We start from the raw sequence: 20,858 nt of genomic DNA on the forward strand, positions 1-20,858 counted from the left end.
TTCTATGCTTATTAAACAACAGGCATTAAATGCCTATTTAGCTCAACATGCTATGCCTGCTATCTACCTTCTCATTGGTCAGGATCATTTTCTCTTGACCGAGGCTGTCACAACAATTAAGCAAGCTTGGCGAAAAAAAGATAATGACATGGAAGAGACAGTTCTGCATATTAGCAATCCTGCGGATTGGTCTCTTGTAAATGAGAAAGCAAACAGTTATACATTATTTTCTACTCATACACTTATTGATATTCGCTATGAAAAGCAAACATTAGATACAGCGGGAAAGAACTTCATCAATACTTATCTGAAGAATACCAATCCATTTTGCTTGCTTCTGATTCGTGCACCTAATTTGCCAGTTAAGCAATTACAAAGTTTTTCCAACTCTTCTCAGTTGCATACTGTACAAATTTTTCCACTCGATGCACCTGCTATACAACGCTGGATTAAAGAGCAACTGCAGCAGAAATGCATTAAATTCGAGCCCGAAATTCCAGCTTTGATTCACCAGTATACACAAGGCAATATGCTTGCCTGTGCTCAAGCTTTAGAAAAAATTCAACTTATTGCTGACGACTCGGTGTTAACAATAGCTACTACCAAAGAGCAACTTATCGATCAGTGTAACTATCAATTGTTTGATTTAAGTGATGCTTGTTTATTGCAAGATACAGATAAAGTAATTCAGCATCTTCGTCATGCATACAATAGTGATGTAGAAGCCACTCTCATTTTATGGCTACTGTCACAGGATATACGGCATTTAATACGATTACACGATTTCACTCAACAAGCTATACCCTTTGCTACAGCTTGTAATCAATTAAAAATTTGGTCTCAGCGCAGTAAATTATATCAGGTCGCTTTGCGACGTGTTCCCAAGAGTCTCCTGATACAATTACTGCAGTTTTGTAAAAAAATTGATGAACAGATAAAATCAAGTCAAAATAGCCAAGTTTGGCCTTCATTAGAAAAAGTCGCACTTTCATTATGTTTAGGTAAACAGGTAGGCTCAATTGCATAATTTAATCATTTATGGCGGTACTTTTGATCCAATTCACAAAGGCCATTTAAATACGGCTATAAATGTTCAAAACCATTTTAATTTTGATCAGTTTATTTTTTTGCCTTGCAAAATACCAGTACATAAAAATGACGCAATTGCTACCACCAAACAGCGAATCGAAATGCTTAAGCTTGCATTGAAAAATCTAAATAAAAACTTCACTATTGATTTATATGAAATTAACCGTGAGTCCCCCTCCTATATGGTAGATACTTTAGAGTATTTTCGTCATCAATTAGGAGCAAATGCTGCGATAACATTATTACTTGGCGCAGATTCATTTTTACAACTCCCCGAGTGGCATCAATGGGAGCGCTTACTAACCTTAGGTAATTTACTTGTAATGAAGCGTGCAAGCACAGACGACACTAGAGTTCCCGCTGCTTTAAAAAAATTATTAATCAGCCATGAAACTGATAACAGCAACACAATTCTCAATAATCCTAGTGGCTTTATTTATCGTTTTGATGCTGGCAATTTTGATGTCTCATCAACATGGATTCGTCAACGCTTGGCCGAAAATAAGGAGATAACAAACTATCTACCACAGGAGGTCTTGCAATATATTAAACAAAATAATTTATATAAAACAGAGCATTAAGCAGTTACGATAGATCTTGAGCTAGTGTCACCCTTTGTAAGCAATCAGCTATATTCAAGCATCTGAAAACTCAAAATCACCAGGCTCATCCAATAAACTTTCTTTATTAGCTGCCGGCATTATTTGCTGTGCGGGAGTTTCCTCCTCAGGTTTTGTATTTGTTTTAGTTGCATTTTGCAGAGATTGAGAGTGATTTTTAGGCAGAGCCAATCCGGGCTTATCAAAAATCTTAACCTGTTTTATAAACTCTGGCATCATGTTATAAAGCCAATCAACAGCCGGGTCAAATTTAGCATATAGCTTTGAATTACTTGAATACTCTTGGTAAGGCAAGGAAGTCATTTTGATCACTACCATGATTAAAGCAACGATAAAAACACCTCGTACAAACCCAAAACCCATACCAAGAATTCGATCAGTACCACTTAAACCTGAGCGTTTTAAAATAAAACTAAGCAGTGCATTGACTATGCCGCCAGCAATTAAAGTCGCTACCAATATTAGGATAAAAGCTGTCACAGTTCTTGCAGTTTTATCTTGAATATACTTTTGTAACCATGGATCCAAGGTTTGTGAGTAGCTAAAAGCTAACCAAATCGCCAAAACCCAAACAGAAAGTGCAATCAGCTCTTTCACAAAGCCGCGAATGAGACCAGTTATAACAGATAAGGCAATAACTGCAATGATTAGCAAATCAACCCAATACCATTGCATTCTTAACTGACTCCTGTAGTGACAATAAAGCCTTTAATTTGCATGACACTGGCCAATTGCTGTTGCAAACGTTGAGCCTGTTCTTTAGGATGTCCTTGCCCAACAATCACTTTATATACAGTTCCTTGAGCGGTGTTCACTTTGTTATAACTTGCCTTGTAACCTTTGGCACGCAGTCTGGAAACCAAGGAATCCGCATTTTGCCGTTTTGAAAAAGTAGCCAATTGCACTGCGTAACGACCTTTGCCTGTCGCCATATTTGCGGTCGGCTTTTTAGCTATAGTTGTTGGTTTTTTAATACTAGCAACAATCTTTGGCTTAACTGATGGCGCTTTTTTGGTTGCTACTTTTGTAGTTGTTGCTTTTGTAGTGGCTGCAGTTATCATTGCAGGCTTTTGCTTCACAACTCGACTTGGTTCAATTTTTGCTTTAGCTACCATAGGTTCGATTGCTTGCTTAACATCATTTAGCTGACTTAAAGACTCTGCCTTTGCAAGTGTTGAATTAGCAATGTCTTCTGGCACGTCTGGTATCTCAACATGAGCAACCTTAACTGTTTCAAACATTTCCTTTTCTTCTGGCATAGCAACCTTAGGTGGCGTTGGTTTTGGCGGCAGTTGAACAGAAACACTCACATTATCATCGATGCGTTGATTCGATTTTTTAATTACTGCGGGAGCAAAAATAGCAGCTATAGATAAAATAACAGCAAGACCTATAAGACGATGCTTTACACGCTCATCCATCACTAATTTCATCATGTCTCCTCAGCTCTGGTAGTATTAGATACGGCGGGCAATACCTGCCCCACGGTAACAAATGAACCATAAACTATGATTAAATCACCTGGGTTAGCCACATTGCAAGCAGCTTGATAAGCTAACAAAGGATCATCGTAACAAAATGACACTATATCATAAATTTGAAAGGCTGCGCCAAATTGTTCTCTTGAAGCAGCGCGTTTACCACTTAAAAGTGCTGGGTACCAATAGTCCACAATACCAGACAGAGGTGCTATTAATGCAGGAATATCCTTATCCTTTAACGCTGAAAATACCGCATGAATGGAACCTTGGCAATGAAAATCTTTGATGTAATTTGCCAGATAGGCTACTGCTTGCGGATTATGGGAAACATCCAATACAGTAGTTACCCTTCCCTCAATGCGATGCAATCTCCCAGGCAAAAATAAATTTTTCACCCCCTGTATAATAGATCGTTGATTGATAGGTAATATTGATTTCAAACTTAAAGTAGCCATTGCCGCGGCAGCAATGGAGTTAGCATGAAGAGGCAATCGTGGTAACTCAATTAACTCATCTTGATGAGCAAATATTAGGGATTGATTCGTCAGATAATAACTATAATCAGCTCCACACACATAAGACATGCATTTTAACAAGGAAGCTTCTGCAATAATACTTTTGGGGGGATTCTCATCTGCATAGATAAAGGGCTTTTCAGTACGCAAAATTCCTGCCTTTTCATAGCCAATGGCTTCCTTGCTCTCCCCAAGAAACTCTTGATGATCGAAATCAATAGTTGTGATGATGGCAAGGTCAGAATCGATAATGTTTGTAGCATCTAAACGCCCCCCTAACCCCACCTCAAGAATTAGGACATCAAGAGGATATTTTTTAAAATACCAAAGAGCTGCTAATGTAGCAGTTTCAAAATAGGTCAAATCTATTGCACCGCGCCCTATTTCGATGGCACAAAAAGCTTCAACTAGATCTTCATCAACAATTTTTTCTTGATTGACCCTTATTCGCTCATTAAATGAAACTAAATGAGGGGAGGTATAGCTTCCTACCTTGTATCCTGCTTCAAGATAAATTGCCTCAAGGGCAGCAACTGTCGATCCCTTGCCATTTGTACCAGCGACAGAAATTACTTTCGCTGTAGTATGGAGTAAATGTAGAGACTCAGCGACTTGCTTTATACGAGTCAATCCCAGCTGAATCTCTTGTTGATGGCGATTTTCAAGAAAATGTAACCACTCATCAATAGTAAAATACTTACATTGCTTCATCAAAAATATTTGCTAAATCGCGGTGAGAAAGTTTAGCTACTAATTCTGCAACAGTATTTCGTAGATTTTTACGCTCGACAATCATATCAATATGCCCATGTTCGAGTAAAAACTCACTACGTTGGAACCCTTCAGGCAACGTTTGCCTTACAGTTTGCTCAATTACTCTGGGGCCAGCAAAGCCAATTAAAGCATTCGGTTCAGCAATAATAATATCACCAAGACTAGCAAAACTTGCTGAAACACCCCCCATCGTAGGATCAGTTAAAACCACGATGAATGGCAAACCCGTCTCTTCAAAACGAGCAAGAGCAGCAGAAGTTTTAGCCATTTGCATTAGCGAAAAAAGCCCCTCTTGCATTCTCGCACCACCGCTTGCAGTAAAACAAATATAAGGCCTTTTCTCTGCAGTAGCAGCATTGACCGCACGAACAAATTTCTCTCCCACGGTAGCCCCCATTGAGCCTCCCATGAAGTTAAACTCAAAAGCACTCACAACCACAGGCTGACGTCTTAATGTTCCTTTTACGACTATCAAGGCCTCTTTTTCACCTGTTGCTTTTTGAGCCTGGCTAATTCTGTCTTTATATTTTTTTGAATCCTTGAATTTTAAACGATCTATAGGTTCTAGATTGCTAGCGATTTCCTCTTGGTCTGCCTCATCAAGGAATTGTGCTAATCTTTCTCGCGCTGATAAACGATGGTGATGATTGCAATTAGGGCAAACAGAAAGGTTTTTAACAAGCTCACTGCGATAAAGCACGGAGCTACAGCCTGAACATTTAACCCATAAACCTTCGGGTACCCCTTTTTTTTGGGAAGTTTCGGTTCTAATTTTTGAAGGTAATAATTTCTTCAGCCAACTCATAATAAGAATCCACTAGTTTTTAAGCGCAATAGTATAACCTGAATTTAAATTAAGGGCTTGTTTTATTATTACAAAATATCTATCTCAAGATGCAACGGGTTCGGCAAATATTTATTGTTGAAGCAACAAAACACCTCCTTATCCTATGTATTATTTTGAATTTGCCCATACACATGCGACTCATCATCGGCTACCAGCCCATGAATTCTTTCATCACGAAATTTTATTGCCTTCTGATTAAATATACTGCACGCAACAAGAGCACCAACCCCTATAATACCGGGGATTACTGTAGGAGCATTTACTCCATCTTTTGGAGGTTTTAAATTCAATCCTCCACCATAAGTACCATTAAATCTTGCAACAATTTCTGCACTTATAGTAGTTAACACATCAATATCTGACCACTTAAAAGTTACGTTTCTTGAGAAATCATAATCTATAGGGATAGAAAAATTATTCACCGGACCTGTATAATATTCACTCAAAGCGTGCAAATTCCCCCGCGCAGGATAAGTGATACTTTTTAGGTCAATTGTGTTGGAGTTAATAACAGCTCCAGTGATGAGACTGCTTAAAGATGTATAAGATATGGAACCAAAAATTGATTTAGCACTTACAAGGCTATATTCACGAATTGAAGGGGAGTCAATGTCAGTAAACCTTGACTTGTCTATTCTTCCCTGATTCCACAGCTTTATATTTTCCCCAAGCAATCTAAGGACAGTACCTGAGGCTATTAAGCCACCGCATATCAACCTAATAGTAGCTGGATGAAGATAATCACTCAAATGAAAAGTAGCTTCGCCATTACGCTCTACATGCTCTTGAAAAGGGATTGTTTCATTCATTTTGAGAAGCAACTGAAGTAATTCCATACTGAGAATTACTTCACCAGTAGCGTCGGTTTCACCAAAATAATCTACATTAAGGGTATTAGCAGATAGATAACTAATACTAAACCCCACTCCTCCCGAAACACAAGCTAGAGTACCAGCAGCATTTAGCATATTTGCAGTCAGATCAACTGCTGTATCATATGCTGACCAAAAATAATCCACCCACGCCATTTTTACACCTTAAGTCAAAATGAAAGCTAGCAAACTACGCTATTAAATAGAGTATCACTTATTTTAATGTTTTATAGCTCCACGACATAATTCATTTGTAAGAAATCATTTGAATTTTGTTGCGGACTCAAGAATGATCAAATTAGGCACACTCTATCAAATTATTATCTCTTGTTCTTGAAAAAAAATCACCAAATTCCCACTAAATGTTTATATAATTATCACACCAATCAATATAATTTTTTATCCCTTTTTTCTTAAAAAATTGATTGAATCACTAAAGTTTTTTTCTCATTTTCCGATAATTGCCATGGGTTCGGTAAATTTAACAAAAAACAGAATTTATCGAGTATGAAGGAAAATCCCCTATCCAGGGATTCAAGGTCGAGGAGATTTTAACCATGGCTCAAGTGATCAATACAAACGTGATGTCGCTTAACGCACAACGTAACTTAAACGGCTCACAAAAAACCATGCAATTAGCAATCCAACGTCTTTCTTCTGGGTTGCGTATTAACAGTGCAAAAGATGACGCCGCCGGACTTTCTATTTCCGAGCGTATGACTGCACAAGTACGGGGAATGAACCAAGCCATTCGTAACGCTAATGATGGTATTTCTCTGTCACAAACTGCTGAAGGTGCGATGCAAGAAACGACGAATATTCTACAGCGTATGCGTGAGCTATCCTTGCAATCAGCAAACTCAACTAACAACTCAGGCGACCGCCAAGCTATACAGGAAGAGGTCAATCAGTTGAAAAGCGAGCTTGATAGAATTGCTTTAAATACTGAATTTAACGGCCAACGCATTCTGGACGGCTCTTTCTCAAGTGCCAGCTTCCAAGTGGGTGCGAACGCTAACCAAACTATCAATTTCGCAATTAGCAGTATTAAATCCTCTTCCATAGGTGGTATTGCACAGGAAACTGGAACAGAAGTATCTGCTGCTGCTGCAACAGATATTACTATTTCAGTTGGTGGTGGCCCTGCTACGACTATTAATTCCAGTGCTAACTTTACGGGTAATGCTTATCAGGATGCCACTTCTGCTTATGCAAAGGCTGCTGCTATCAATGGTGCGGGCATTGCAGGGGTCTCAGTGACAGCAACTACCACAGGAACTCAAACAGTAGGTGCTATTGGTGGTACTGCTGCTGATACCTATAACCTGTCAATTAATGGTGTCGCAGTATTTACCAACGAGGACGTAGCCGTCGCATTAACCAATACACAGCTTCGCGATGCGATTAACTCCGTAAGTAATCAAACGGGAGTCATTGCCAGCCTAAACGGTGGTGATCTCACTCTGTCAGCCAGTGATGGCCGTAATATTGACGTTACTGAGAGTGGTACAGGTTTCACTGCTGGTACTGATGGTTTAACAGTTACTGGCGGGGATTTTGATGGCGTGTTGCGTGGTACCCTTGCAATCAGTGCTACAGACACACTAGCCCTTGGTGGAACAGTTGCCACAATAGGCTTATCTGCTTTAATTGCTAAAGACTCTAATGGTATTGACACGATTGATGTCAGTACTGCTAGTGGGGCACAGTCAGCTATTTTACGACTAGACTCAGCACTAAGTGCAGTAAGTTCTAACCGGGCTGCAATGGGGGCCTTGCAAAACCGCTTTGAATCAACAATTTCAAACTTGCAAAACGTATCTGAAAACCTTTCTGCTGCAAGAAGTCGAATTCAAGATGCTGATTTTGCCGCAGAAACAGCCAATCTGACTAAGGGACAAATCTTGCAACAAGCAGGTACTGCAATGCTTGCTCAAGCTAACAGTCTACCTCAGTCAGTATTGTCTCTACTTGGCAGATAGAAAATAGCTAACACCATGCAGGTTAAACCTGCATGGTGTATTTGTTTATGTCCAAATTAAATGGGCATATGGAGGTTGTTGTCATGAATATTGAAATACCTAAGACCAATGCAGTTTCTTTTGAGTCCTCAAATAAAATAAATAATGAATCGATTGAATTTCAAAAAGAAACCACAACTCCGAGTTCTGCTCCAGGAGACTCAACAACATATAGTGTTGATGAAGCAACTGGAATTTTGCAAGCCATTGTTACGGATAAACTTTCAGATGAAGTTATTCGTAAAATACCGGCTGATGAATACCTACAATTATTATCTTTAATTGACGAGATGATTAGCGGTTCTATTGATGAGCACGTATAGTTTTTTATGAATGCTAATTTTTTTGAGATGTTGGACGATACATTCTATACTGGATAAAAACACAGAGATAAGGAAGTCATTGTGGCCGTAACATCCGTTGGATCTGGACTTGATATCAAGGCAATTGTTGAAGCCCTTGTAAAAGCAGATATTGCCCCTACGCAAAAAAGACTGGATGCTCAGGAAAGTAGTTTTGCAACGCAGCTTTCAGCGCTTGGACTAATAAAAAGCAGTCTTGCCAAATTACAGACATCCATGGGGAAACTCTCTGACATTTCGCAGCTCTACACTCTTCAAAGCACTGTTAGTGATGAGAGTATACTTTCAGCCTCTACTACTGAAAGTGCTACTCCAGGAACTTATCAGGTTGAAGTACAGCAACTTGCAGCAAAACAAAGCCTTGCCTCCGTAGCTTTTGCCAACGCAAATACTACTGTGGGCAGTGGTAGTATTACTATCGATTTCGGAACTTATAGTGCAGATAACACCAGCTTTACCGTAAATCCTGACAAAGCTCCAGTTACAATCAACATTGCACCGGGTACAGATAGTTTAGCGGCAATCAGAGACGCAATAAATAATAGCAGTTCAGGCGTACAAGCAAGTATTGTACAAGATAGCCAAGGTTCACGATTAACGCTTCTGAGCCCTGAAACTGGTAAAGCAATGGCCATGAAAATTTCAGTGGTCGATAATGATGGTAATAATAACGACGCTAATGGTTTATCTCGTTTGGCGTATGACCCTACAGTGGGTAATAACTCATTAACCCAGACCGTGACCGCCAAAGACAGCGAGGTTAGAATTAATGGTCTTTTACTAATACAAAGTAGTAACCAACTCAAAGAGGCTATCCCTGGAGTAACCCTTAACCTTAAGAAAGCTCAACCAGGGACACTGGTCGATTTAAAAATTGAAACTAATAAAACCAATCTCACCACAATGGTTAATGATTTTATTAAACAATATAACGATACAATGACAACTATTAACTCGTTAACCACCTACAACGCAACCACCAAGAAAGGTGGTCCTATGCAAAGTGATGCCGGCATACGGGCTTTAAAATTAAATTTAAGTAAATTAATTAGCGAGCCTATAGGAGACATCAATAATGCAGTACGTACACTTGCTGACATTGGGATTAAAACCAATGAAAAGGGATTGCTTGTCATGGATGCAGACAAGTTTCAAACTGCTCTTGATGAACAGTATGACGCTATAGGTGCTCTCTTTGCAAAAACAGCCACCGCAACTGATAGCAGCGTACGTGTCAAATCAGTCGGTACAGATGTTAAAGCGGGTAGTTATGATTTAGTCTTAAATACATTTAACCCTGGCGTTGACTTATCGGGCACCATAGGGGGCGTTAACGCAACTTCCAGCGATGGGCTTACACTCGTTGGGACAGGCGATTTTAAAGGCTTCTCTTTAGAAATTTTGGCAGGCACTACAGGATCTAGAGGTAAAATTACAATCACCGATGGATTAGCAGTAAAATTTGATGACTTGCTAACCACCTATCTCGATGAAAAAAATGGTGATCTCTCTACTAGAACCAATCAATTAAACAAACGTCTAGAACAACTAGATGGTGAGAGAGAAGAATTAGAGTTTAGGGCTACTATGATTTCCAGACGCTATACGAAACAATTCACCGCACTAGATACTCTGCTAGTAAAAATGCAAGGAGCCAGTGACTTTTTAAGTCAACAACTTGCTAACTTACCGCAATTGAACAGGAAATAGCACCATGAAAACTCCTTATCAACAAGCACTTGAGCAATACAAATCAATAGAGCTGCAAACTCGCATTGAAACAGCAAGTCCTCATGAACTAATTCATCTATTACTGCAAGGAGCACGTTCACATATTGCAACAGCACAAGGAAATATTCAGCGCAATCAAATTAGCGAAAAAGGAGAACATATCGGTAAAACCATTAGCATTATAGAAGGGTTAAGGACTAGTCTTGATCATGAAAACGGCGGTGATATTGCTGCAAACTTAGATAGGCTTTACGAGTACATTCAACGGATCTTGTTAAAAGCCAACCTTGATAACGATATTAATTTACTTGTTCAAGCCAATGCTTTGTTAGGTGAAATTCACCAAGCGTGGCAAGACATTAAAGAAATGGCTCAGAATAAAGCTTAGAGATCTGTTGTAATTCGAAGAACTTTTCATTGCAGCGATATAAAAACCCCTCTTTCATTAAAAGGTTTCATAAGTATCCTATATTAAAGATACAACTCTTTGTAAACAATAGAATATTATTATCCATACCAAGTCTTTACCCCAGTTACTCAATTGGCTAAAGGAGAGTATGGGGTCTAAAATTAACAAATGAAGGGTAAATTTTAAGTCTCAATATTTTATTCCCTTGGATAAAAATAAGCATAATTTGTCATCATTTTCTAGAGGAAAAGGAGGTTAAACAAACTCTAGATCAATAAGAACCAAGTACTTATATAAGTTAGTTATGGAAATTTCGAAACGTTATGGATATCGTAAGGAGGTCGCCATGTTCGGATGGGCACTAACTTTCTTAATCATTGCACTTATTGCAGCAGCTTTTGGGTTTGGTGGAATTGCGTCCGCAGCAGCTGGCATAGCAAAAGTGTTATTCTTCATATTCTTAGTAATATTTGTTGTCTTTCTAATAATGGGGTTAGTCGGCCGAGGCCCGCCTCCCTCTATTTAACTGTGAGGGCAACGCTACTACAAGGTTCTCTGCGTAGAGAGCCTTGCAAGGAATAAATAGAGTAGCTTTTTAAACTTCCAATTTAGGTTTAATAGACAAACAAAAATGTAAAGTTTTTTTACCATATGCCGTTAAAAAGATTACCAGTGAAATAAAGATTGGGATCATCATGAAACTAAGCTTAATGATAATAATAGTGATGATTACGTCACTTCCTACAGCTTGGTCCCATACTAGGTATGGGGAAATATTGTGTAATGACCCAGATTATTTTTGCATTCAAATTAAATCAGGACAAACTTGGAGTAATTTATTCCCTAACAGTGAATCCAGAGATATTGTAAGACGCATTAATCGTATGAACGTTCGCCTTCGTGTAGGCATGATTATCGCCATTCCCAAAAACCTTGATCGCATTACTATCTATGATGTGTCTCCCTTCCCACGATATATCGAATCGGATGGAGAGAAAACTATCTACGTGAGCCAGGAAAAATTAGCATGGGGGGCGTATGATGAAGATGGGGAGCTTTTATGGTGGGGTCCAATTTCCTCTGGGATAGACAAATGTCCGGGAGTAATAGGTGGTTGCTCTACTCCGACAGGCTCTTATCGCATTATTCGTAAACAAGACATTGATTGCATCTCTACAGCATTCCCAAGAAGGGCTGGTGGCAACAATGGCGGAGCCGAGATGCCCTTTTGTATGCATTTTTTTCGTGGTTATGCCTTACATGGCAGTGAAGAGGTACCAGGTTATCGTGCCAGTCATGGATGCGTAAGACTTTTTACTGAGGATGCACGCTGGCTGAATGAGGAATTTGTGGATATCCCAGGCGGTGGCATCAAAGGCACGCGAGTTATTATTGGCTCAGTACATGATCAGTTAAACACCAATACTAACTCTCAGAATTAACTCGAGAAGTAAGGAACAATACTTGAATCAGCAAACCTCGAAATTGCGACTCACCTATTTAGGAATTGATCCTAGCCGTGAATATGTAGTCTATCTTCATCCAGATTGTTTTATTATTCAAATGGAAGGATTTGAACCAGACTGTCAAATATTAGTATCCCATAAAAACCGCTCCATCGTTGCAACTTTAAATATCATTCATTCTAATTTATTAAAAACTGAGGAAGTCAGTTTGTCTGAAAAAGCCTGGAAGCAACTAGGTAGTGCAGAAGGTGATTTTCTCGAACTTTCCCGCTCTGAACCAGTAAATTCTTTAAAGTATGTCAGAGGGAAAATTTTCGGAAAAGAACTCAAATCTCCCCAAATTGATGAAATCATATTTGATATCGCTGCTGGTAAATACTCAAAAGTCCATCTAGCTAGTTTTATCACAGCTTGCGCGCAAAATAATTTTAATCCCAATGAAATTTTATACTTAACACAGGCCTTAGTGAAAACTGGGAAGCGACTAAAATGGGATTATCCTTTCGTTATGGATAAACATAGTGTTGGTGGGATACCAGGCAACCGTATAACACCGATTATTGTTTCCATTGTAGCAGCCGCTGGACTAATAATTCCTAAAACGTCATCACGAGCGATAACTTCTCCAGCAGGAACCGCTGATGTAGTAGAAACTGTGACATCGATTACACTTTCTGCAGCAAAAATCAAACGCGTTGTCAATAAAGAAGGCGGATGTATAGTTTGGGGAAACTCTCTTGGGTTTAGTGCTGCGGATGATAGAATTATTCATATCGAAAGAATGTTAAGGATCGATCCCGTCGGTCCCATGGTGGCTTCCGTTTTGTCCAAAAAAATTGGTATTGGCGCCACACATGTGGTTATTGATATACCTGTAGGCCCTACAGCAAAGATTCGTTGCGAAGATACCTTTAATCAGGTTGAAGAGTACTTTTCTTTTGTTGCCAATGCGCTGGGGATAAATCTCTACATTATAAAATCAGATGGCACACAACCGATTGGTAAAGGAATTGGACCTGCTTTAGAAATGAAAGATATTTTAGCTATTCTGAATAATGAAAAAAATAGTGATATTAATATTAATCTCAAAAATAAAGCATTGGAGTTTGCAGCCATTCTTATCGAGGCAGGCAAAATAGTAAAAGAAGGTGAAGGAGTTAAATTTGCTCGGGAAATTCTGCACAGTGGCAAAGCATTGAAAAAATTTATTGCAATTTGTGAAGCACAAGGTGGATTTCGAGAACCCCCGTCTGCCCCTTACACTTATGAAATAGTAGCGTCTAAGACAGGAATAATAGAAGAAGTTGATAATCGTGATCTATCCCTGGTCGCTAAATTAGCAGGTGCGCCTTATCATCCAGCAGCAGGAATAGAGTTTTTCGTGCTAAAAGAGAATTACGTTGAGAATAATCAACTTCTTTATCGCATACATGCTGAATCCAAAAGTGAGCTTGACTATGCTGTTGCCTACGCTAAAAAAATGCCAATTATTAAAATTGACTCCAAGGAATAAAACGACCTTAATTTTAACCATCAAAAGTAGTGTTGAAAGGTGTTGGCGATTGATAAGTCCCCCTATCCGATTGTAGAACATCATCATTACCTACATCATTTTTTACTATCTCAGTAGTTTTTTCAGTGGCCTTTGACTTTACTTCTTCTGGGGTTTTGGTAGACGAAGGTGAGGGACCACCTAATTTGCTTAGCATAGAGGTTGGAGAAAAGACCTGCTTCTTATCCTCCAAACGAGTATATAAATCATATAAATCGAATAAGCGTCCATTATTTAAAGCGCCATGATGGTCTCGCAAATAAACCTCTTCTCCATTGAGTTTCTTAAGCAGCGCTTTAGCTGCATCTATTTTTTCATCTTGAGAAAAACCAAGACTAAAACGGTTATGGTGTTTTCCTTCATCTGAACGATTATTAATATAGGTTTGTAAGGCTTTTTTAAGAAACTCTGTTTGAACATCGATGTCACATTTATTTATCAAGTTGAACAAAGAGGAATTCTCTTTAATGTCTTCCATTGATAATTTTGTATGAGGTAATAATTTAGGGATTAGATGAGCATGACCATTCATGCAAGCACTCATTAATGGAGTCATCCCATGATCAGACTTTAAGTTACAATCTGCACCATGTTTAAGCAATGAATCCACCATCTCGCCTTTGCCCATAAAGCATGCCAAATGCAAAGCCGTGCGATTGAAATTGTCAACTTTGTTACAGTCAATACCCTTCTCAAGCAAGGTATTTACCAAATTATCTTTGTCACTACACGCAGCGCCTATTAAAGGAGAAACTCCAGTATTGACATCAGCGTCATGTTCAAGCAAGAGTGCAACCATTTTTTCCTTGCCACTAATGCATGCGTGGTAAAGTGGGCTGAAATTAAATTGGTCAACTCTGTTAATATCTTCACCTTGCTCCGCTAACTTATGAAAATACGAAATAGCAGCTTCACTTTCTCCTTCACTAGCCACCACTAATTTAAAGAGAGAACCATCATAAGCAGCTCTCATTGTAGCGCCCAAACGCGGGTGGTCTAATAATTTATCAACAATATGAAAATAGCTCTTTGCTGCTGCCATCGTTATTGGATGACCAATAGATTTAGTCACATCCAATGTTGCAGAGGCTAGTGGATCGTCTAATAAATAATCAATAACTTCTTCTGATGCATTTAAGCAAGCGAAGTCCAAGGCAGTATTTCCCTTATCCCCCCGTTGATTAACATCAATTTTTGAGAAATCTAAACGCTTTAAGGTATCCAAATCATTTTCAATTGCTACACGATGTATGACTGTTTGGCCATTCTTATCTTGAGCCAAACTCGTAATGGGAGCTTTCTCTTTAAGGCTATCAAGCCTAAATGACATGGATTGATTAGTATAAATACTCGTTGTTAAGACTAGAGGTTGTTTTCCTGTTAACCAGCCATGCCATGGTGATTTATTAAAAAAACTCTCATCATTTAATTTTTTTGCCAACTCTTTACTGGTAAACGTTTTGCCATAATCTTCCAGTTGGTTTGTATCTATAATTTGAAACTTATCATCCCCAACTACTCGAACACCTACAGCATGACCATTCGCAGAAAAATGAATTGCTGTATCCGCTTTCCTTTTTAATTGTTGGCTAATAGCGCTCAAATGTGCGGTTAATTTGTCCTGACTATATTGATCCGTTGCCTGAAATGCCCTGGAAAATCCCCCTCTTTCCGCTAAGCTCTTAGACTGAAGAAAACCCGAAACTTCAAGCATATGTTGCTGCTGTAGGCTTTTTCCAAATGTTTCTGCGGCTACATCAGGTCGTAGATAACCTGCCACGCCTTCGAAGAATGCAGGAACATCAAGGAGCATTTTTTGTTGCTTACTTAAATTTTTTGACCCATGCGTTTTGACGTAATCTTTAACTTCATCAATTTGTTTTTTGAGTTCTTTTGGATTATTTGCAAATCCTTCAAGAAATTTTAACCGTTCATTAAACGCCTCTAACTGCCCACTACAAACAGCTTGCGCCCACATCGCTGAGAAGCCGTAGCACAAACCCCCTTCTGTAATGTATTTTTGATAACCTAGGGCATGGGCAAAATTAATTAATTGATAATGCTTCATCTCTCTTGCTTCATCACATCTTTTTTAAGATATAGACTAAACAAGCCAAAATATTCAAAAACAACACTATGTGATTATTATTTTATAATACGATGATGACTGAATTTATGCCGATAATTTCTATTTGCAGCAGCTATGTTGCATATTTTAATTCTTAAGTGAGGCAAGAAAAGCATCAACCTCTTTGATTGATAACTCCATAAAATTTCCGCGAGCCAAAAATCGAGGCATAGTAAAATTTCCATATCGAATCCGAATTAGACGACTTACTTCAACCCCTTGAGATTGCCATAACCGTCTTACCTCTCGATTGCGTCCCTCTGTCAGAGTTACATGGTACCAAGAGTTAGCCCCTTCACCACCTCTAAATTCAATTCGTTTAAACTGGGCAAGACCATCCTCCAACTCCACTCCCTTTAACATAACCTTTATAGCGTCTTGAGATACCTGTCCATGAACACGCACGGCATATTCTCTCTCTAAGCCAAATTTTGGATGCATCAAACGATTTGCTAACTCACCATTATTAGTAAAAATTAATAAACCAGAAGTGTTAATATCCAGACGACCAACCTGAACCCATCGGCCATGTTTTAGATACGGTAAATGATCAAACACTGTTTTGCTGTGTTTAGGATCATGTCGACTTGAAATTTCCCCCACAGGTTTGTGATACATTAAGATTCTTGTTTTTTCTTGTACTTTTAATGGGTTGGCAATTAACCGTCCCTTGACGCTAATTTTGTCTTGTGCGCCAGCCACATCCCCTAATTTAGCAACAGAGCCATTGACTTGTATTAACCCTTGCTCGATCCAACGCTCCATTTCTCGTCTTGAACCAAAACCAGCCTGACTTAATAATTTTTGTAATCGTTCTTTCATTCTTCTACACACTCTTCTTCTAAAGTTTGCTCTTGAGGAACAAGCAAGGAATCACTCATTTCTTGCAGGGCAGGTAATTCATTGAGACTTGATAGATTAAAATAATCAAGAAATGCTTTAGTAGTTACATAAACAGCAGGTTTTCCCGGTATATCTCGATGTCCTGCGATACGTACCCACTCACGCTCAAGTAATGTCTTTAAAATGGAACTACTAACGGCCACCCCACGAATATCCTCAATATCTGCGCGAGTCACTGGCTGCCTATAAGCAACAATCGCTAACGTTTCCAATAACGCTCGAGAATACTTAGCAGGTTTTTCAATATACAAACGACTTACCCAGGTGCTGTATTTTGCCTTTGTCTGTAAGCAATAGCCACTGGCTAGTGATTTTAATTCTATTGCGCTATTTTCATATTCATTTGCAAGTTCAGCTAAAGCATTTCGTAACTGCTCATAGCTTGGTTTTTCCCATTCGTCAAAAACTGTCTGCAACTTTTCAAGTGTTAGTGGTTCACTTGTATGCATTAGCAAAGCTTCAACAATTCTTTTAAGTTCATTTTCATTCATGGTGTATAACCTGCAAATGAATTATTGTAAAAGCACTCGCTTGCGTGATAATGATTAGTGATTGCCTGGCTAATTCTAAAATGGCTAATAAGGTGACAGCCAATCCCATGCGCCCTTCCTCATACTTAAATAATTTGTCAAATGAAACCGTTTTCTCTTGCTGCAAGCGCTCCAACACAGTTGTCATACGCTCTCTAACAGATAATGGTTCACGAGTAATTTGATGATGGCTTCTATGACCTTGATTCTTAAGCAAAGCACGCATAGCCTCTGTTAATGCAAATAATGCTACCTCAGGATGCACAATTGGATTGTCAATTTTTTCTGCATTAATTGAAAACCAAAAAACATCACGCTCACAACGTGGCAGATTATCAAGCGCCACAGCTGCATTTTTCATTTGCTCATAGGCTTGTAATTTTCTTACCAATACTGCTCTAGGGTCCTCTTCAGCATCATCTTCTGATTGCGGTGTTGGCGGTAATAACAGCCGTGATTTTATTTCTGCAAGCATTGCAGCCATTAATAAATACTCAGCCGCCAATTCAAGTCGATGTTCTTCCATGAGTTGAATATATTGCATATATTGTTGTGTGATAAGCGCTATAGGGATGTCGAGGATATCAATATTTTGCCGCCGAATAAGATAAAGCAATAAATCCAGCGGGCCTGAAAAAGAATCCAACAAAACTTCAAGTGCATCTGGCGGAATAAACAAATCACCAGGAACTTCAGTCAATGGCCTTCCTGCAACAATAGCCAGTATAGCCCCAGAAGATTCTGCAAGAGAGGTGCTCATTAATAATCCAAGCCCATCACTTCACGTACATCCCCCAATGTTTTATTCGCTTCTTCCCTAGCAGACTCACTTCCTTCGGCAACAATACGCTTCACAGAACCAAGATCGGCCTCATATTCTTTAATAGCTGTTTGAATTGGTTGCAACTCATGCAAAATTGCATCAACCACCGGGCGTTTACAGTCAATACAACCTATTCCTGCTGTTCGACAACCAGTCTGTACCCAATCTTTAGCTGACTCTGAAGAATAAATTTTATGAAGCTGCCATACCGGACATTTTTCCGGCTCGCCTGGATCAGTACGTTTTACTCTTGCAGGATCCGTGGGCATCGTTAGAATTTTCTTTTCAACTTGCTCAGGCTCTTCTCGCAAACTAATAGTGTTATTGTAAGATTTTGACATCTTCTGACCGTCAATACCTGGCATCTTTGATGTTTCAGTTAACATCGGTTGTGGTTCAGGTAATATTATTTTTCCTGAGCCATCCAGATAACCTAATAATCTCTCCTTATCCCCAATAGAAAGATTATGCTGATTAACAAGCAATGCCTTGGCGGTATTTAATGATTCATGGCAACCATCTTGCTGAAATTGTCGACGTAACTCACTGTATAATTTGCCATTTTTCTTACCCATTTTTTTAATGGCATCTAGGGCTAACACTTCAAAATTAGGCTCACGACCATAAATATAATTAAAACGACGAGCAATTTCTCGAGTCAACTCAATATGAGGAACCTGATCTTCACCCACAGGCACATAGTCTGCTTTATAAAGCAAAACATCAGCACTCTGCAGAAGAGGGTATCCTAAAAACCCATAGGTAGCCAAATCTTTATCATGTAATTTATCCTGCTGATCTTTATACGTAGGAACTCGCTCCAACCATCCCAAAGGGGTAATCATCGACAATAAAAGATGCAATTCAGCATGTTCAGGCACCCAAGATTGAATAAAAACCTTAGACAAGCTAGGGTTAATCCCACAAGCCAGCCAATCAATCACCATATCCCATAGAATTGTTTGAATAAATCCAGGTTCATCATAACGCGTTGTAAGTCCATGCCAATCAGCCACAAAGAAATAACAATCATATTGATGTTGCAATTTAAGCCAGTTTTTAAGTACCCCATGATAATGACCTAAATGTAAACGGCCGCTGGCACGCATTCCCGATACTACACGCTTACTCGCATTAAATATGGCTGACATCAAAATCCTTAACTCTATTATTTAAAAATTACACTTCCTTCATTTTGAATAGCACAATGCCTTCGCGCTCTCGTTCAGAACAATATTGGAAGTGATTTACTATTTAAAAGGCTCAGGGTCTCCTTTGCCTTCACGAAGAATAACAGGATAATCACCAGTTAAATCAATGACGGTGGTTGGTTCATGGCCACAATTGCCACCATCAATAATTAAATCAATTTGATTTCCTAATAAATCTTTAATGGCTTCAGGCTCGCTTAATGGTGCTGTTGCTCCAGGCAAGATTAATGTAGTACTCATCAATGGAGCTTCCAGACACTCTAGTAATGCTAAAGTAATGTTGTTTTCAGGAACCCTTAAGCCCAAAGTTTTTCGTTTTGGGTGGAGCATTAATCTTGGCACTTCATGGGTAGCATTCAATATGAAAGTATAAGAGCCTGGAGTAAACGCCTTTAACAAGCGAAAAATTGCATTTGAAACTCGCGCATAAGTCCCTAATTGCGATAAATCACGGCAGACTAAAGTCATATTATGATTTTTATCCAACTGACGCAGGCGCCTGATTCGTTCTAATGCAGATTTATTACCCAAATTACATCCCAACGCATAACCTGAGTCAGTAGGATAGACTATCAATCCACCATCTTGAATGATAGTTGCAGCCTGCCTTAGCAAGCGAGCCTGTGGGTTATCGGGATGAATTGCGAAAAACTGACTCATAAGGTCCCCTGTTAAATGTTCCATTGATGCCATATTGGCATACAGTTTACCGGGAGTTGCGGTTGTCTTCCAAGAGAAATACGCGATAATGTATCGCCGTGATAATCAGAGCCGGTTGACCCAAGAAGTTGAAAACGTTGGCAAAGCCCCGCCATTTCTTGAATTTGAACCTTATTCATTTCACCAGAAACCACTTCAAGACCATTACCCCCTGCCTCTTTGAATGCAGTGATCAATTGCTGCAATCGTGTGTTAGTCAAAGAGTATTTCAATGGATGAGCCAATACTGCTTGACCATTTGCCTGTACAATCCCTTCCACTGCTTCAGTCAGCGTAAGCCAAGGAGTCCTGACATAGGCAGGCCTTCCTCTTCCTAAAAAACGTTTAAATGCAGCTTGCAGGTCAGCAACAATCTTCTCATTAACAAATACTTGGGCAAAATGAGGCCTACCGACACGTTTATGACCAGCAATATCACAAGCTTTCTTATAAGCATCTGCAACACCACAGGCTTCCATTTGCTTTGCAATTTGTAATGCACGATGAATCCTGCTTTGATTTTGCCGTTCTATTAACGATTGAATTGCCTTATCTGATAAATTAATGTTTAGCCCAATGATATGAACATCATATTTTTTCCAACAAGCACTAAATTCTATACCATTAATGATTTGAATTGCATGTCCTTGTGCTGCTTCATGAAGCGCCTCAAGACCAGCTACGGTGTCATGATCAGTCAATGCCAAAACTTTAACATTTGCCCCAATAGCCTTATTTAATAACTCAGCAGGACTTAAAACTCCATCGGAAAAACTACTATGACAATGCAGATCAATCATGGGCAGGAATAATTAAACAATCAAA

21 protein-coding genes are annotated in these 20,858 nt (G+C 39.1%); 9 read left to right on the plus strand and 12 right to left on the minus strand.

The genetic code is table 11. The features are described 5' to 3' along the window. The first annotated feature begins 4 nt into the window (after positions 1 to 4). On the plus strand, positions 5 to 1,027 hold the full coding sequence (gene holA, locus Lbru_RS12935) for a DNA polymerase III subunit delta (protein ID WP_058442543.1): 1,023 nt from the start codon (positions 5 to 7) through the stop codon (positions 1,025 to 1,027). Continuing rightward, positions 1,020 to 1,670, plus strand: coding sequence for a nicotinate-nucleotide adenylyltransferase (gene nadD / locus Lbru_RS12940; RefSeq protein ID WP_058442544.1), 651 nt, complete (start codon positions 1,020 to 1,022; stop codon positions 1,668 to 1,670). The genes holA and nadD overlap by 8 nt, the downstream gene beginning before the upstream one ends. A gap of 54 nt (positions 1,671 to 1,724) precedes the next feature. On the opposite strand, the gene Lbru_RS12945 is transcribed toward nadD, so the two are convergent. From Lbru_RS12945 to Lbru_RS12965, 5 genes are all read right to left on the minus strand, one after another. Beyond that, positions 1,725 to 2,384 (minus strand): CvpA family protein, encoded by a 660-nt coding sequence (locus Lbru_RS12945; protein ID WP_083500918.1) that lies wholly within the window; start codon positions 2,382 to 2,384, stop codon positions 1,725 to 1,727. Positions 2,385 to 2,386: 2 nt separating this feature from the next. After that, complete coding sequence (locus tag Lbru_RS12950) at positions 2,387 to 3,145, minus strand: SPOR domain-containing protein (RefSeq protein ID WP_238583886.1); 759 nt, start codon at positions 3,143 to 3,145, stop codon at positions 2,387 to 2,389. Beyond that, the gene (gene folC, locus Lbru_RS12955) at positions 3,142 to 4,416 is read right to left on the minus strand and encodes a bifunctional tetrahydrofolate synthase/dihydrofolate synthase (protein WP_058442546.1); all 1,275 of its coding nucleotides are present in this window, start codon (positions 4,414 to 4,416) and stop codon (positions 3,142 to 3,144) included. Before folC ends, Lbru_RS12950 begins: the two co-directional genes overlap by 4 nt. After that, a complete protein-coding gene (gene accD, locus Lbru_RS12960) occupies positions 4,403 to 5,284 on the minus strand; it encodes an acetyl-CoA carboxylase, carboxyltransferase subunit beta (RefSeq protein WP_058442547.1) in 882 nt (293 codons plus the stop codon). Before accD ends, folC begins: the two co-directional genes overlap by 14 nt. 143 nt (positions 5,285 to 5,427) lie before the next feature. Further along, a complete protein-coding gene (locus tag Lbru_RS12965) occupies positions 5,428 to 6,345 on the minus strand; it encodes a hypothetical protein (RefSeq protein WP_131793468.1) in 918 nt (305 codons plus the stop codon). Positions 6,346 to 6,755: 410 nt separating this feature from the next. On the opposite strand from Lbru_RS12965, the gene Lbru_RS12970 reads away from it, so the two are divergent. The 7 genes from Lbru_RS12970 (at position 6,756) to Lbru_RS13000 (ending at position 13,700) form a co-directional block, all read left to right on the plus strand. Further along, positions 6,756 to 8,180, plus strand: a complete 1,425-nt coding sequence (locus Lbru_RS12970) for a flagellin N-terminal helical domain-containing protein (RefSeq protein WP_058442549.1) — start codon at positions 6,756 to 6,758, stop codon at positions 8,178 to 8,180. Between the two features lie 47 nt (positions 8,181 to 8,227). Further along, positions 8,228 to 8,542, plus strand: a complete 315-nt coding sequence (locus tag Lbru_RS12975) for a flagellar protein FlaG (protein WP_238583887.1) — start codon at positions 8,228 to 8,230, stop codon at positions 8,540 to 8,542. An 81-nt stretch (positions 8,543 to 8,623) separates the two neighbouring features. Continuing rightward, a complete protein-coding gene (fliD, locus tag Lbru_RS12980) occupies positions 8,624 to 10,291 on the plus strand; it encodes a flagellar filament capping protein FliD (protein WP_238583888.1) in 1,668 nt (555 codons plus the stop codon). A gap of 4 nt (positions 10,292 to 10,295) precedes the next feature. Next, positions 10,296 to 10,700: a flagellar export chaperone FliS gene (fliS, locus tag Lbru_RS12985; RefSeq protein ID WP_058442551.1), complete on the plus strand. Its 405-nt coding sequence runs from the start codon at positions 10,296 to 10,298 to the stop codon at positions 10,698 to 10,700. Positions 10,701 to 11,067: 367 nt separating this feature from the next. Then, on the plus strand, positions 11,068 to 11,247 hold the full coding sequence (locus Lbru_RS12990; protein ID WP_058442552.1) for a DUF1328 domain-containing protein: 180 nt from the start codon (positions 11,068 to 11,070) through the stop codon (positions 11,245 to 11,247). 169 nt (positions 11,248 to 11,416) lie between these two features. Continuing rightward, positions 11,417 to 12,163, plus strand: coding sequence for a L,D-transpeptidase (locus Lbru_RS12995; RefSeq protein ID WP_058442553.1), 747 nt, complete (start codon positions 11,417 to 11,419; stop codon positions 12,161 to 12,163). Positions 12,164 to 12,185: 22 nt separating this feature from the next. Then, the gene (locus tag Lbru_RS13000) at positions 12,186 to 13,700 is read left to right on the plus strand and encodes a thymidine phosphorylase family protein (protein ID WP_058442554.1); all 1,515 of its coding nucleotides are present in this window, start codon (positions 12,186 to 12,188) and stop codon (positions 13,698 to 13,700) included. A 13-nt stretch (positions 13,701 to 13,713) separates the two neighbouring features. On the opposite strand, the gene Lbru_RS13005 is transcribed toward Lbru_RS13000, so the two are convergent. The 7 genes from Lbru_RS13005 to Lbru_RS13035 all read right to left on the minus strand — a co-directional run bounded on the left by Lbru_RS13005 (position 13,714) and on the right by Lbru_RS13035 (position 20,833). Further along, the gene (locus tag Lbru_RS13005) at positions 13,714 to 15,807 is read right to left on the minus strand and encodes an ankyrin repeat domain-containing protein (protein WP_058442555.1); all 2,094 of its coding nucleotides are present in this window, start codon (positions 15,805 to 15,807) and stop codon (positions 13,714 to 13,716) included. Positions 15,808 to 15,954: 147 nt separating this feature from the next. Beyond that, complete coding sequence (gene rluB / locus Lbru_RS13010) at positions 15,955 to 16,689, minus strand: 23S rRNA pseudouridine(2605) synthase RluB (RefSeq protein ID WP_058442556.1); 735 nt, start codon at positions 16,687 to 16,689, stop codon at positions 15,955 to 15,957. Then, complete coding sequence (scpB, locus tag Lbru_RS13015) at positions 16,686 to 17,261, minus strand: SMC-Scp complex subunit ScpB (RefSeq protein ID WP_058442557.1); 576 nt, start codon at positions 17,259 to 17,261, stop codon at positions 16,686 to 16,688. The genes rluB and scpB overlap by 4 nt, the downstream gene beginning before the upstream one ends. Continuing rightward, entirely contained in the window at positions 17,254 to 18,060 is an 807-nt protein-coding gene (locus Lbru_RS13020; protein WP_058442558.1) for a segregation and condensation protein A, read from the minus strand. The genes scpB and Lbru_RS13020 overlap by 8 nt, the downstream gene beginning before the upstream one ends. Continuing rightward, a complete protein-coding gene (locus tag Lbru_RS13025; RefSeq protein WP_058442559.1) occupies positions 18,060 to 19,274 on the minus strand; it encodes a tryptophan--tRNA ligase in 1,215 nt (404 codons plus the stop codon). The genes Lbru_RS13020 and Lbru_RS13025 overlap by 1 nt, the downstream gene beginning before the upstream one ends. A gap of 99 nt (positions 19,275 to 19,373) precedes the next feature. Continuing rightward, positions 19,374 to 19,994 (minus strand): L-threonylcarbamoyladenylate synthase, encoded by a 621-nt coding sequence (locus Lbru_RS13030; protein WP_058442679.1) that lies wholly within the window; start codon positions 19,992 to 19,994, stop codon positions 19,374 to 19,376. Positions 19,995 to 20,005: 11 nt separating this feature from the next. Next, entirely contained in the window at positions 20,006 to 20,833 is an 828-nt protein-coding gene (locus Lbru_RS13035) for a PHP domain-containing protein (RefSeq protein WP_058442560.1), read from the minus strand. Positions 20,834 to 20,858 lie beyond the last annotated feature (25 nt).

This window comes from Legionella brunensis (genome assembly GCF_001467025.1).
Lineage (GTDB): Bacteria > Pseudomonadota > Gammaproteobacteria > Legionellales > Legionellaceae > Tatlockia > Tatlockia brunensis.

What these genes read in the sequence shown, in the direction of transcription:
- Lbru_RS13020 (WP_058442558.1), bottom strand. Translation starts at nt 18,060, where the DNA reads ATGAGCACCTCTCTTGCAGAATCTTCTGGGGCTATACTGGCTATTGTT.
- rluB (WP_058442556.1), bottom strand. Translation starts at nt 16,689, where the DNA reads ATGAAAGAACGATTACAAAAATTATTAAGTCAGGCTGGTTTTGGTTCA.
- Lbru_RS12950 (WP_238583886.1), bottom strand. Translation starts at nt 3,145, where the DNA reads ATGATGAAATTAGTGATGGATGAGCGTGTAAAGCATCGTCTTATAGGT.
- Lbru_RS12975 (WP_238583887.1), top strand. Translation starts at nt 8,228, where the DNA reads ATGTCCAAATTAAATGGGCATATGGAGGTTGTTGTCATGAATATTGAA.
- Lbru_RS12990 (WP_058442552.1), top strand. Translation starts at nt 11,068, where the DNA reads ATGTTCGGATGGGCACTAACTTTCTTAATCATTGCACTTATTGCAGCA.
- Lbru_RS12970 (WP_058442549.1), top strand. Translation starts at nt 6,756, where the DNA reads ATGGCTCAAGTGATCAATACAAACGTGATGTCGCTTAACGCACAACGT.
- Lbru_RS13005 (WP_058442555.1), bottom strand. Translation starts at nt 15,807, where the DNA reads ATGAAGCATTATCAATTAATTAATTTTGCCCATGCCCTAGGTTATCAA.
- folC (WP_058442546.1), bottom strand. Translation starts at nt 4,416, where the DNA reads ATGAAGCAATGTAAGTATTTTACTATTGATGAGTGGTTACATTTTCTT.
- Lbru_RS13025 (WP_058442559.1), bottom strand. Translation starts at nt 19,274, where the DNA reads ATGTCAGCCATATTTAATGCGAGTAAGCGTGTAGTATCGGGAATGCGT.
- fliS (WP_058442551.1), top strand. Translation starts at nt 10,296, where the DNA reads ATGAAAACTCCTTATCAACAAGCACTTGAGCAATACAAATCAATAGAG.
- Lbru_RS12945 (WP_083500918.1), bottom strand. Translation starts at nt 2,384, where the DNA reads ATGCAATGGTATTGGGTTGATTTGCTAATCATTGCAGTTATTGCCTTA.
- accD (WP_058442547.1), bottom strand. Translation starts at nt 5,284, where the DNA reads ATGAGTTGGCTGAAGAAATTATTACCTTCAAAAATTAGAACCGAAACT.
- Lbru_RS13030 (WP_058442679.1), bottom strand. Translation starts at nt 19,994, where the DNA reads ATGAGTCAGTTTTTCGCAATTCATCCCGATAACCCACAGGCTCGCTTG.
- scpB (WP_058442557.1), bottom strand. Translation starts at nt 17,261, where the DNA reads ATGAATGAAAATGAACTTAAAAGAATTGTTGAAGCTTTGCTAATGCAT.
- holA (WP_058442543.1), top strand. Translation starts at nt 5, where the DNA reads ATGCTTATTAAACAACAGGCATTAAATGCCTATTTAGCTCAACATGCT.
- Lbru_RS12995 (WP_058442553.1), top strand. Translation starts at nt 11,417, where the DNA reads ATGAAACTAAGCTTAATGATAATAATAGTGATGATTACGTCACTTCCT.
- Lbru_RS13035 (WP_058442560.1), bottom strand. Translation starts at nt 20,833, where the DNA reads ATGATTGATCTGCATTGTCATAGTAGTTTTTCCGATGGAGTTTTAAGT.